Source organism: Bacillus cereus ATCC 14579, from assembly GCF_000007825.1.
Lineage (GTDB): Bacteria > Bacillota > Bacilli > Bacillales > Bacillaceae_G > Bacillus_A > Bacillus_A cereus.
The window spans coordinates 1,247,543-1,259,661 of record NC_004722.1; the positions used below are offsets into that span (position 1 = coordinate 1,247,543).

The window sequence follows — 12,119 nt, forward strand, 5'->3', positions numbered from 1 at the left end:
GGAAGTAATAATTTTGATGGTTCAAAGTATTTGAAACGACAGATATAATAAGCTAGGAAATAAAACTAAACTCTTATTTTCAATGCCTATTTTTATTATATTAATGTTATAATTTGCGAAAGTATGTAATATTAGGGGTGAAATTTCTTGTTAAGGATAGAGAATGAAATTTTTAATAGCATGAAGATGAAAATTGAACAACTTGCAATATCACCTGTTTTTTTTGTAAGTTCAAGAATTTCTAGACGATATTTTAATGCTCCAGACTGGGAAAGTTTATTGCGCGAGGTTCGGGATACATGGGATAGAAGCTTTGACTATTATTTACAAAGTTTTAAAGCGGGGGATAAATACGAGTTAGAAAAGCTAGCAGAGAAATTATGTGATATGTATTATGAGAAATTGGCGGATGAACAATTAGAACCTAATAAAGATAAGATTTATTATTTTAAGAAGAGAATTACTGACATAATAAATGAATATTTTTATAGTCATATGGATTCCTTTGATGATAATCATGAGATTGAGGCTTTTAAAAAAACTAGTCCATCAGCAGTAATTACAACTAATTATGACTTATTTTTAGAGAGCATGTTTCCAGATTATGATGTTTATATTGGACAACAATCATTACTTTCTACTAACTTGGGAGCAGTTGGTGAAATATATAAGATACATGGCTGTGTCTCAGATATTAATAGCATAGTAATATCTGAAACAGATTATAAAAATTTTGAACAGAGAGAATTATATTTAAATGCTAAGTTACTTACTTTATTTTTAGAATATCCAATTATATTTTTAGGTTATAGTTTAAGTGATAGAAATGTTTTAAGCACTTTAACTTCTATTATTAAAATGTTACCTCAGGAGAAAGTAAATGAACTTTCTAATAGAATTTGGTTTGTAAGAAGAAATGAACATGAGGAAGATTATGTGAAAACGGAAAGGATTAACCTTGGTGAAGGTTTGTTTATTGATGTAGAAACTTTTTATTTAAATGATTTTTCAAATTTATATAATATACTATCTACAAATAAAATTCAAAAGTTGCCCATGAAGTTTTTGAAGTATCTAAAGGCTAATGTATATAAAGTAACCTCAAGCCAGGTATATAATCCTAAATTATTGAATGTGAATTTAACTGATATCCATAAAATTAATGATTTTGAAAATATCAACAACATCATAGGTCTAAGTTTTAGTACAGATAACAAAAATACAAAGGATATACTTACAAAAAGAGATATAATAGAGGCAATTTTACAACAAGAAGAATGTGAATATAGCGAATCTGCTATAAAATTTTTACTGCACAATTATAACACACGGTTGCCGATACATTTTTTTACTCAAGGAATTGAAAAGGATAATTTAGAAGAGCTAATTGATTCTGCCGAAGTTTCAGAGTTGGCTCGAGAAACAGTAAGAAGTAGATTATATAATAAACAAGATTATAAAATAAATATAGGTAAAAATAACAACTATAGTTTTAACAGGCAAGACATATTCGATATTGAATTACAAAAAGAATGTTTGCATGAGTTTATTGATAGATATTGTATGGATAGAGAAATATTACTATCTTCTTATAATACTGTTATGAAATACTTTTTATTAGAATTAATAAGAAATAGATTAGATGAGTTAATTCAAAGTGAAGAAATTTTGATTACATATAGGACATTTATTTTACAATGCTTAACTCATTTAGAAGAAGAAGATATACAAAGTAATATTACAGGGATAATAAGATTGTTAAAGAGACTTGATAATCAAACTTATGAAGCAGATTATAGGAAAGTTATTTGTTATGTCGACCAAATTTTATATTTTGGATAATAAATAATGAGAGCTATAGATTAGAGCGAAGAAAAAATATTTAGTTATCCTATAAAAGCTACCAGTTTTGAGAATGAAAGATTGGTAGGAATATCAAGATAAAACATCTTTTTATTAATATTTTTGAGTATTTTCTATACTCTTGTAAGGAAACGCTTATATATATGAGTGTTTCCTTTTTCTATTGTAATATCTTTATTATAGAAAATTTTAAGATGGCAATTTAAATATATCTGAAAGGGTTATTTTCTGTTGGTAAAATCGTATCAATTGTTCATAAAACTAAAGAATATTAGTTATAATAAAATTACCATATACAGTACAGTTAAGGACTCCAAGGAGGCTCTTAACGATGAAGGGAAGCGTCAAAAAAGATAAGAAAACAGGAAAGTATTTTTATATTGTAGATATTGATATCGACCCTCTAACAGGAAAGAGAAAGCAAAAGAAGAAAAGGGGGTTCACTAGTAAGAAAGAAGCAGAAAATGCCTTAACAAATCTGCTCTCAGAAGTTCATACTGGAACATATGTAGAACCTAGCAAACTCTCTTATGGTGAATATCTTGAGAGTTGGTTTAATACGAAGAGGCACAGTGTTGGTATCCAAACAGCAAAAGTGCTGAAAGGGTATTTAAACAGTCGTATCATTCCTTCTTTAGGTAATATCAAACTAGCTAAGTTAACATCATTGCATATGCAAAACTACGTCAATTCACTACGAGATGAAGGTTTAAAGCGAGGGACAATTGAGAAGATAATCAAAGTCATTCGGAACTCTCTTGAACATGCAATAGATTTGGAGTTAATTACTAAAAATGTTGCAGCAAAAACGAAGTTACCTAAAGCTGATAAGGAAGAATTAACGGTGTGGAACGAGCAGGAAGTGCAGTTGTTCTTGAAAGCCGCACAGGACGGCAGGTACTCTATTGTCTTTCATATGGCTCTTGTAACTGGAATGCGGCAAGGTGAATTGCTAGGCTTGCGATGGAAAGATGTTGATTTAGAAAAGGGACATTTGATTATCAGCCAAACGTTAAGTCATGACGGGAAGACGTTCTTGGTTGGAGGAAAGACGAAATCAAGTTTAAGAAAGATACTATTACCTGCATCCACAATAGCAAAGTTAAAGAAACATAGAGCAGTCATATTAAAAGAGAAGCTGAGTCAAGGTGAGGAGTATCAAGACAATGACTTAGTGATGTGTACTCCTTCTGGAACACCAATTAATCCTGCTAATGTTAGAAGAAGTTTAAACGCTTTGATTCAGAAAGCAGCTGTTCCTAAGATTCGCTTTCATGATTTACGCCATACACATGCAACTCTGTTATTGGCTAAAGGTGTGAATGTGAAGGTAATTTCCGAGCGTTTAGGACATAGTAACATCAAAATCACATTAGACACTTATTCGCATGTACTGCCAACGATGCAAGAAGATGCGGTTAACAAAATGGAAGAGATTTTGTAGGGAATGTGACCAATTCTGTGACCACTGGCTCTATAGAATGTAAAAGTAAACAAATAAAAACCGCATCAAACGTTGATTTGACACGGTTTCTTTTCATATGACCCCGACTGGTCTCGAACCAGCGACCTCCACCCTGTCAAGGTGGCGCTCTCCCTGCTGAGCTACGGGATCCCAACTATAAATGTTACCATCAGCAATGTGTTTTCATTTCATTCGTGTAATCGGAGGATTTGTATAATCTGTTGAATATTGTAACATTTGATGTATTCCTATAATAGCAACAAACTTTAGTAGTGTAAAGATGTAATTTTCTGAATATTATCATTCCAATTTTTATATAAAAAAATAAGCTCCGAAGAGCTTATTTTAATAATAATATTACCGCAATTATTAATGATATTATCAAAAATACAATCATAAATAATGGAGCTTGTTCATGAATTATCTTCCTGTAAGTGTCATTGAAGCTGTATAAATTGTATCTACAGAACCGTCAACATTTTTAATTTCAACTTTGTAACGATATTCCCCGTTTTCTGAAAGTTGTCCACCCCAACCAGTGGTATTGTAAAATTCTTCGTTTGTTCCAGCTGGTAATTCGGAGCCAAAATTGAAGTCAGTTTCATAGTAACCCCAGCCACTTGTCCATTTCTTTTCAATAGTTACACGATAGCGCACATCTTCAGCTCTATCATTTGTGATTTTTGCAATCATATTTTGGCCGTAGCTGTACTCTGTAGCGTGTAATTGAATTGTGAAACCATTCAACGTTTCGCTAGGACCACAAATATAACGACAGAACTCGCTTGCTCCGTCAGCATGTGTCTTCGGTGTATCAATGTTCATAGCTGTTAAACCGCCTAAAGCTAAAGCTCCTGTTAATAATACTTTACCAAATGCCTTCACTTGAAATTCCCCCTAAGTATATTCTCAATTCGTTCGATAGATATCACATTAAGTAGTTTTATAACATTAATCTAATCGAACACTTTTTTCCTCGAGTGTATTCGCTATGAATCTTTCATCTTGTAGTAATCTAACCTCTACATAAAATTTCATAGTTTTGATTTCATATATGTATCATGATTTACATAGAACAAATCTGTTAATACGTTTTGGTTATTTGCTTATCCCACTACTCTTTATTACCTTTTATTGGTAAAACGTTGGTTTTATTATATACCATTATTATCTATTTACAAGAGAAAACAATACTGTATGCAAAAATGCATAATAAAAAACACTACTTGTATTCTGAATTACAGAATACAAGTAGTGTTGGGTTTCAATTAATATTTAATTGGAACCTAATGCTAATTTTTTATGTTTAACAGTATACATATATCACTGTTTTTTTAGTCATAATTGATAAAATTTGTTCAGGGGACGCTCTTCCTGTTGAGCTATGGGATCTTTAAAAGGGAAAGTATAAGCGATTATGAGAGTAATGTATGAAGGGATAATGATGAGAAACGAATTTAGTAGAAAGTAGTCTTTGGATGTAGAGGTTATATTATTTCCGATACCAATCCAAAGGACCTTCATCACTCAAATCAACAAGAAAAGGGAACAAGAAGTGTAAAGGTAAGCTTATAAGTTCTGGCATAGCGTTCACTGTTTTCTTTGATAGATATTGCCTCCCAAAACAATACGGACAATCTTTTTCAAATGTCACGAGTATTGACCATACATCTTTTACTTTCCACTTCGTTTTACAATACGTACAACGCGCCATTGAGTTCCTCCTCAGTTTAAGGTGTTTTCTAATATATTCTACTTTATTGTACGAAAGTCATTTGAATTTGATGTGGTAAAATGCAAAACAAGCCTAACCTCGTTCTACATTCAGGGAGGGGTTAAGCTTGTTTTAATTCCGTTCAATGTCTCTTTGTATCAGGCTGTTTATACATTGCCTAGATAGCTTCGTGTTAAATTCGGGAGAATAATTTTTCCATCTTTACTGTATTTTTCGAATAGCTCTGATAGGAGAAAAATAAAGTTTTTATACTGTTCGTCATTTTCTTTCGGAGCATAAGATGCTGATAAATTCCTTCCCAAAAACCCTTCATAATCAAAAAGTAAATCATTTTGATATTCTTTAAAATCATACTTTCCATCTTTAAAAAAGTTGTTAAATACTTCTGGAGTTTCATCTATTCCACCGCTAAAGCCTTTAAAGTTTGGACAGGTTTTCTGGCAAATTTCTGCATTCTCTTTAATAAGTGGACTAGTTAAATCTCTACTATTCCAAACAAGTGCAACATTTGCTTTTTGTTTTAAAATTCGTTGGCATTCGATTTTGAAAGCCTCTTTATCAAACCAATGAAATGCTTGGGCAACAGTTACTAAATCTACACTATTTTCTTTTAAAGTGGTATTTTCAGCAGTTGCTTTTATGGATTGAAAACGAGAATATAGTTTTAATGATTGCTCAGCCATCTTTCTCATATCATCATTTGGCTCAACTCCAATAACATGTAAACCACTTTCAAGCAGCTGGTGGCTAAATATCCCCGTACCTGAACCAATATCAGCCACAATCCGATTCCCTTTCAGTTGGTTAGCTGAAAGCAAGTAATCAATATATTCATTAGGATAACTAGGGCGATATTTTGCATATATATCGGCCCTGTCAGTAAAATTTTCTGTTGTTTTCACAGTACTACCTTCTTTCTTACGATATGATGTACAGAAATAGAAATTAAATATGAATTCAGGCATCAGTCTTTAAGTCTACAACTTAAGAATCCAGCTAAATAGAGGGCCTCAGTTTCTTTATTCAAATATCCTTTATCCGTTTAGTATACTATTTTAGATAATATCTTCCAAAAGACTAGAATGGCTTACTCAATTATGTTTTAAAGTGTATACTTTTATGGATTTATTTAATAATTTATGAGCGATTGTATGTCGTATTACGTTTACGTAGGTAAGAGATTTTTATTTTTGCTATTTAAATTGGCCAATATATCCTTTTTACAATTTACTGAAAATCATGTATAACAGAGATACATGATTATTTTATCTCGCTATTTGCGGGCAGTAAGATCCCTTACCTCGAAATTCAGCAAAAGTAAAGAAGTTAGGTTCGGGTCGGAATGCCCGTAAAAGTCCGATTCGTGAGGGTTGATGAAAGTTTCACTTTATAAATATTCAGAAGTAGAGGGAGAAAAGTTGTAATGGTAAGAAAAACGTTCAAGATGCGCGTGTCTAAAAATAGAACGATTTCGATTAATGGATCGATTCTTGATGTGGATGTTACACATGATGAATTTTTACAAGAGTTTGTTGAGTGGGTTGATTCTAAAGGTTGGTCGTTTATGGGAATAACAGATGAGATTACGCCCGAGGAAGCTAGTCAAAAGTTAATAGATTCGTTGATTGATGAGAAGGATAAGAAAGAGTAATTCCTTCTTATTTTTATTGTATATTTATGTTCTTTATCGTAAAAGTATGATATAGTAAAAAATAGTGAAATTTCTTCCAATATAATACAAATTACATATGATTGGTAGATTTATTATTTTGTTAAGGAGTAAATGGAAAAGGGAGAGTCATATGGTAAATTTTAAGAAATTTTTGGTTTTTATTACAGTTATTTGTTCGTTTTTTTTGACGCCCATAACATTGCGTGCTGAGACGAATATTGGAGTAAATCCAGAACAAGTTGCACCACCACCTGCGGAAGGACCGAATGTTTTTAGTCAGTTTGCAACGACAATTGATGCGAAAACAGGAGATGTTTTGTATGATAAAAACGCATATCACCGAGCATATCCTGCTAGTACGACGAAGGTGTTAACAGCGATTTTACTCATGGAGCATACAAAGCCAGAGGATCAATTTACATTTTCACAATTAGCATTAGATCAAGAGAAGAGTAATTATCAAATTGAGTTTCAACCTGGAGAGACAATTAATAGAAATACTGCGCTTATGATTTTAATGGTGCTGAGTGCGAATGATGTGTCGTATGCGATTGCGGAGCGGATTGGCGGGAGTGTTGAGAATTTCGCTAATATGATGAATGAGAAAGCGAAGCAATTAGGAGCGAAAGATAGCCACTTTGTAACACCGAATGGATTGCATGATCCGAACCATTATACGACGCCGTATGATATGGCTATGATTACGAAGGGTGTGCAAAAGTATCCTGAAATTTTACAAGCGATGAATACGAAAAGAACGACAGTTACGACGTCTAGGCAGACGGTGTCTATTTTTAATAAATCTAATTTTTTTGAAAATCCATATAGCATTGGCGGTAAGACAGGGTTTACGAATGAAGCACGTAATACACTTGTTTTATTAAATGAGAAAGATGGAAATCGTATTATAAGCGTAGTAATGGCTTCTCAAAGACCTGAAATTTATGAAGATTTGAAGCAGATGGCGGAATATTCTTTCGGTCAATTTACGAAGCAAATGGTGCTTGATAAACATAATTGGCATCAAAAAACAACATATTTAAATAAAGATGTTAATTCTGAGTTGGAACAAAGTGCGGAGCTTATGCTTAAGAAAGATGAAGGGAAAAATGTGAAAACTATTTTCCGGGCGGCTTCATTAGATAAAGAATCTTTATATCATAAAGGAATACATCGTGGTGAGGTAGTTGGTGCAGTTGATATTACGAAAAATAATCAAACAATTGCGACGGTAAATGTTCTTTCAACAGAAGATGTCACTTTTACGATGCCTAAAAAAGATACAACTATGCCTGAAGTAAAAGACTCAAATGTGAAAGTAATAAGTGTTGGGATAGGTGCGATTATATTATTTGGAGCAATTTTATATGTAGTGTTGCGCCGAAATACAAAAGGAATGAAATCAGAAGGTAAATAAATTACTAATAAAAAGACTGTGTAAAATTTTGGCACAGTCTTTTTTCTATGTTTTAAATAACTAATAATTGTAAATTTTCTTATTGCAATAACTTAAAGTTCGTTATATCATTTACTTGTGTTCTTGTTAAAGAACAAAGTGGATATTGCATACTTCAAATAATATAAAACAACGGAGAGGGAGAGAGACGATGAAATTAATATGGAAGATAATTAGCAACGCGATCTCATTTGTTTTATTTGCATTGATGGTTTTTTTAGCTTTTGTAGTTATTTCTTCAAAAGCAAGCGGTGGTGATCCGACAGTGATGGGATATCAATTTAAGAGCGTTCTTTCAGGATCAATGGAGCCGACGTTTTTAACAGGATCAATCATTGCAATAGAACCAAACAAAGATGGTTCTAAATATCAAAAAGGTGATGTTATTACCTTTAAAGAGAAAGATCAAAAAATTATCACTCACCGTATTATCGGTGTGAAAGATACAAATGGAAAAGTAATGTATGAAACAAAAGGGGATAACAACAATGGACCAGATTTAGAGCCAGTACTTGCAGAAAATGTAGTTGGAAAGTATGCAGATATTACAGTTCCGTATGTTGGTTATTTACTGAATTATGCGAATTCAAAAGCGGGAGCAGCATTGCTTCTTATTATTCCAGGAGTCTTTTTGCTTGGTTATTCCGCTATTTCTATTTTTGGTGCTATTCGTAGCATTGACGGAGAAAAGAAAGATAAAAAAGTAGAACAATCCGTCTAGTTCGTTTGGTTATACTTTCCGTTTAGGAAGTTAACAAATATATATTAAGGGGATATGGACATGACTTTAAAGAAAAAATTAGGAATGGGTATTACATCAGCAGTATTAGGAGCAGCTTTAGTTGGTGGAGGAACATTTGCATTTTTCAGTGATAAAGAAGTGTCAAACAATACATTTGCGGCTGGAACACTGGATTTAGAATTAAATCCATCAACAGTTGTTAACGTATCGAATTTAAAACCTGGGGATACAATTGAAAAAGAATTTAAACTAGAAAATAAAGGTTCTTTAGATATTAAAAAGGTTCTACTGAAAACAGATTATAATGTAGAAGATGTAAAGAAAGATAATAAAGATGATTTTGGTAAACATATTAAAGTAACATTCTTAAAAAATGTAGATAAGCATGAGACAATTGTGAAACAAACTACTTTAGATAAATTAAAAGGTGACACACTTACAGCTGTAGATAATGATTTATCGGCTTGGTTCTGGGATGAAAAAGGTATTTCAGCAGGTAAATCTGATAAATTCAAAGTGAAATTTGAGTTCGTTGATAATGGAAAAGATCAAAATCAATTCCAAGGCGATAAGTTACAATTAAATTGGACGTTTGATGCACAACAAACAGCAGGTGAAGAAAAATAGAAAAAGGGCTATCACATGGATAGCCCTTTTTCTATTTTTCTAGTATTTGTCTATCAATTTTAATAGTTCTTTACTATAATATAGATAATGTTCTGTATAAAGAACGTAATGTTCGATGGGAGAGATTAAGATGCTGAAAAGACCGCGTAATTTTAAAAAGATGCTTATATTGCCGTGTATGTGTTCTATTACGTTTTATTTAGGATCTCAAATTATGACGCATACAGAAGCGGCGTTCATTCATGAAACGAAAGTAGAAGCGACGCTTTCTACAGCAATTATATTTCCGAAAACAGTTAATACGTTAAAAGAGCAATCTGAGAAACATAAACAGTTTATTGAGCGTGAGTATGGAACGATGAAGGGGAAATTGAAAGCAACTTCTATTGAAGAAATAAAACAGGCGATTTCTGTATGGCAACAAGGGCGTGAGAAAATTGTTGCTGAGAAGGAAGCTCTGCAAAATGTATATACTGAAATAGAAGCTCCTTACAATCAAATACAAGAAGAATTAAAGGTAAATAAAGATGAGTCGATGCAGCAAGTGTCCATATATGTAAATGAAGGATTTCGCAGTATCAAAGAGAAGCGTGACTATATTGAGAAAGAAATTAGCTTGAAAGCTATTGATGAGCAAATTCAGGCTCTTCAGCAACAATTAAACGTTGCAATTGAAGCGGAAGGACAAAAGAAAGTAGAAGAACAAAAGAAAGCAGAGGAACAGAAGAAAGTAGAAGAACAAAAGAAAGTAGAAGAACAAAAGAAAGCCGAAGAACAAAAGAAAGTAGAAGAACAAAAGAAAGCCGAAGAACAAAAGAAAGTAGAAGAACAGAAGAAAGCCGAAGAACAAAAGAAAGCCGAAGAACAGAAGAAAGTAGAAGAACAGAAAAAAGTAGAAGAGCAAAAGAAAGCGGAAGAACAGAAAAAAGTAGAAGAGCAGAAGAAAGCGGAGTAACTGCTTTAGTGAAACAGCTAGAAAACAAGAATGTGGTGTAAGAGAGAGTGAACGAATAAGCAAGACTAGTAATATTTATACGAGTGTGAGGGAACGTTAGCCCTCACCTCTTTGTTTTTCTTTTTTCTTATAGTATTAAGTGATTTGAGTGTGAAAAAAGTTATAAATTATCATTATTTTTTCCGAAAAGTCTAAAAAATATTGAGAAATAAAAATAACTGAAAATATTAATAAATATGTGTTGTGTTTATATAGAGTTGTTCGTTATAATGAACATAAGGTTTTTAAAAAAGAACGCATATTAGCTGAGCTAATATAGTTTTCTTTACATCTCTTATTGAAAAATAAGTGATAAAAATATAAAAAAAAGCTAGGGGGAATTGATTGTGAGTCTGAAAAAGAAATTAGGTATGGGAGTTGCATCAGCAGCATTGGGGTTAGCTTTAATTGGTGGAGGAACATTTGCATTCTTTAGCGATAAAGAAGTATCAAACAATACATTTGCAGCTGGGACGTTAGACCTTACATTAAACCCTAAGACGCTTGTAGATATTAAAGATTTAAAACCAGGGGATTCTGTTAAGAAAGAGTTCTTACTACAAAACAGCGGTTCGTTAACTATTAAAGACGTTAAATTAGCAACAAAGTATACTGTTAAAGATGCAAAAGGTGATAATGCTGGTGAAGACTTTGGTAAGCACGTTAAAGTAAAATTCCTTTGGAACTGGGATAAACAAAGTGAGCCTGTATATGAAACAACTTTAGCAGATTTACAAAAAGTTGATCCAGATCTTTTAGCTAAAGATATCTTTGCTCCTGAGTGGGGAGAAAAGGGTGGATTAGCAGCTGGTACAGAGGATTATCTATGGGTACAATTTGAATTCGTAGATGATGGAAAAGACCAAAATATCTTCCAAGGTGATACATTGAATTTAGAATGGACATTCAATGCCAACCAAGAAGCTGGGGAAGAAAAATAATAAAAAAGCGGGTATTCCCGCTTTTTTTTATAAAGAAAAAGAAGTGCTGGTTGTAAGCACTTCTTTCTATTATTATTTTTGATTTTGCTTCCACTTTGTAAATTCAAGAAATTCACGAAATTGTTCTTTGGAGACACCAGAGTTCATTGCATCTTTAACGAGTTGTGTCCATTCGGAGTCTAGGTTAGTTTCCTTTGTTGTTTCATCATGAAGTAAAGTATCAACTGGAATTTGTAGAACTGCTGCGATCTTTTCAAGAAACTGAATGGAAGGGTTTTTTTGTAAATTTCGTTCTATAGAACTAATGTAAGATTTAGCAACGCCAGCTTTTTCGGCAAGTTCAGTTAATGAAATCCCTTTTTGTAAACGAAGGCGTTTTATACGTTCTCCAATCATATTTGCGCACCTTTCTATCAATATGTAGTTGTCTTATGATGTCATTATTATAACATAAACTTCGTTAAAAAGAACAAACCTATTGAGCCTGACTGGATGGCTTCATACGTTGGAAAAATTGCTCGATGTCTTGCATGGCGATACCAGCATCTAGAGCTTCAAGTATTAAATCAATCCATTCTTGATCCAGTGCGTCTGTCTTATCTTTGTACAAATGTAATTCCTCCC

General features: G+C 32.6%; 13 protein-coding genes and 1 tRNA gene. 8 read left to right on the forward strand and 6 right to left on the reverse strand.

What is annotated here, in order from left to right; all coding sequences use genetic code 11:
* Nucleotides 1–186 precede the first annotated feature (186 nt).
* Nucleotides 187–1,842 carry an SIR2 family protein gene (locus BC_RS06335; protein WP_250702590.1) on the forward strand — a complete coding sequence of 552 codons (1,656 nt, stop codon included), beginning with the start codon at nt 187–189 and terminating at the stop codon, nt 1,840–1,842.
* Nucleotides 1,843–2,194: 352 nt separating this feature from the next.
* Nucleotides 2,195–3,307 (forward strand): tyrosine-type recombinase/integrase, encoded by a 1,113-nt coding sequence (locus BC_RS06340; protein ID WP_000678909.1) that lies wholly within the window; start codon nt 2,195–2,197, stop codon nt 3,305–3,307.
* Nucleotides 3,308–3,405: 98 nt separating this feature from the next.
* Here the strand turns inward: BC_RS06340 and BC_RS06345 are convergent.
* The 4 genes from BC_RS06345 to BC_RS06360 all read right to left on the reverse strand — a co-directional run bounded on the left by BC_RS06345 (nt 3,406) and on the right by BC_RS06360 (nt 5,965).
* Nucleotides 3,406–3,478, reverse strand: a tRNA-Val gene (locus BC_RS06345).
* A gap of 270 nt (nt 3,479–3,748) precedes the next feature.
* Complete coding sequence (locus tag BC_RS06350; protein WP_000642904.1) at nt 3,749–4,213, reverse strand: hypothetical protein; 465 nt, start codon at nt 4,211–4,213, stop codon at nt 3,749–3,751.
* A gap of 607 nt (nt 4,214–4,820) precedes the next feature.
* Nucleotides 4,821–5,042: a hypothetical protein gene (locus tag BC_RS06355; protein ID WP_000090221.1), complete on the reverse strand. Its 222-nt coding sequence runs from the start codon at nt 5,040–5,042 to the stop codon at nt 4,821–4,823.
* 167 nt (nt 5,043–5,209) lie between these two features.
* A complete protein-coding gene (locus tag BC_RS06360; protein WP_000858661.1) occupies nt 5,210–5,965 on the reverse strand; it encodes a class I SAM-dependent methyltransferase in 756 nt (251 codons plus the stop codon).
* Nucleotides 5,966–6,486: 521 nt separating this feature from the next.
* Here BC_RS06360 and BC_RS06365 point away from each other — a divergent pair.
* The 6 genes from BC_RS06365 (at nt 6,487) to calY (ending at nt 11,495) form a co-directional block, all read left to right on the forward strand.
* Nucleotides 6,487–6,714 (forward strand): hypothetical protein, encoded by a 228-nt coding sequence (locus BC_RS06365; protein ID WP_000251856.1) that lies wholly within the window; start codon nt 6,487–6,489, stop codon nt 6,712–6,714.
* Between the two features lie 151 nt (nt 6,715–6,865).
* Nucleotides 6,866–8,152, forward strand: a complete 1,287-nt coding sequence (locus BC_RS06370) for a D-alanyl-D-alanine carboxypeptidase family protein (RefSeq protein WP_000245996.1) — start codon at nt 6,866–6,868, stop codon at nt 8,150–8,152.
* Nucleotides 8,153–8,342: 190 nt separating this feature from the next.
* Nucleotides 8,343–8,912 carry a signal peptidase I SipW gene (sipW, locus tag BC_RS06375; protein ID WP_000767792.1) on the forward strand — a complete coding sequence of 190 codons (570 nt, stop codon included), beginning with the start codon at nt 8,343–8,345 and terminating at the stop codon, nt 8,910–8,912.
* Nucleotides 8,913–8,972: 60 nt separating this feature from the next.
* The gene (locus tag BC_RS06380) at nt 8,973–9,560 is read left to right on the forward strand and encodes a CalY family protein (RefSeq protein WP_000172856.1); all 588 of its coding nucleotides are present in this window, start codon (nt 8,973–8,975) and stop codon (nt 9,558–9,560) included.
* A 130-nt stretch (nt 9,561–9,690) separates the two neighbouring features.
* Nucleotides 9,691–10,515, forward strand: a complete 825-nt coding sequence (locus tag BC_RS06385) for a DUF4047 domain-containing protein (RefSeq protein WP_000919949.1) — start codon at nt 9,691–9,693, stop codon at nt 10,513–10,515.
* A 386-nt stretch (nt 10,516–10,901) separates the two neighbouring features.
* Nucleotides 10,902–11,495: a biofilm matrix protein CalY gene (calY, locus tag BC_RS06390; protein ID WP_000053713.1), complete on the forward strand. Its 594-nt coding sequence runs from the start codon at nt 10,902–10,904 to the stop codon at nt 11,493–11,495.
* Between the two features lie 72 nt (nt 11,496–11,567).
* On the opposite strand, the gene BC_RS06395 is transcribed toward calY, so the two are convergent.
* The gene (locus BC_RS06395; RefSeq protein ID WP_000578885.1) at nt 11,568–11,891 is read right to left on the reverse strand and encodes a helix-turn-helix domain-containing protein; all 324 of its coding nucleotides are present in this window, start codon (nt 11,889–11,891) and stop codon (nt 11,568–11,570) included.
* A 79-nt stretch (nt 11,892–11,970) separates the two neighbouring features.
* The gene (locus BC_RS06400; protein ID WP_000276219.1) at nt 11,971–12,105 is read right to left on the reverse strand and encodes an anti-repressor SinI family protein; all 135 of its coding nucleotides are present in this window, start codon (nt 12,103–12,105) and stop codon (nt 11,971–11,973) included.
* Nucleotides 12,106–12,119 lie beyond the last annotated feature (14 nt).

Bases quoted from the DNA above. Each gene is read 5' to 3' on its own strand.
- BC_RS06380 (WP_000172856.1), top strand. From the start codon at position 8,973: ATGACTTTAAAGAAAAAATTAGGAATGGGTATTACATCAGCAGTATTA.
- BC_RS06370 (WP_000245996.1), top strand. From the start codon at position 6,866: ATGGTAAATTTTAAGAAATTTTTGGTTTTTATTACAGTTATTTGTTCG.
- BC_RS06395 (WP_000578885.1), bottom strand. From the start codon at position 11,891: ATGATTGGAGAACGTATAAAACGCCTTCGTTTACAAAAAGGGATTTCA.
- BC_RS06335 (WP_250702590.1), top strand. From the start codon at position 187: ATGAAAATTGAACAACTTGCAATATCACCTGTTTTTTTTGTAAGTTCA.
- BC_RS06385 (WP_000919949.1), top strand. From the start codon at position 9,691: ATGCTGAAAAGACCGCGTAATTTTAAAAAGATGCTTATATTGCCGTGT.
- sipW (WP_000767792.1), top strand. From the start codon at position 8,343: ATGAAATTAATATGGAAGATAATTAGCAACGCGATCTCATTTGTTTTA.
- BC_RS06340 (WP_000678909.1), top strand. From the start codon at position 2,195: ATGAAGGGAAGCGTCAAAAAAGATAAGAAAACAGGAAAGTATTTTTAT.
- BC_RS06365 (WP_000251856.1), top strand. From the start codon at position 6,487: ATGGTAAGAAAAACGTTCAAGATGCGCGTGTCTAAAAATAGAACGATT.
- BC_RS06355 (WP_000090221.1), bottom strand. From the start codon at position 5,042: ATGGCGCGTTGTACGTATTGTAAAACGAAGTGGAAAGTAAAAGATGTA.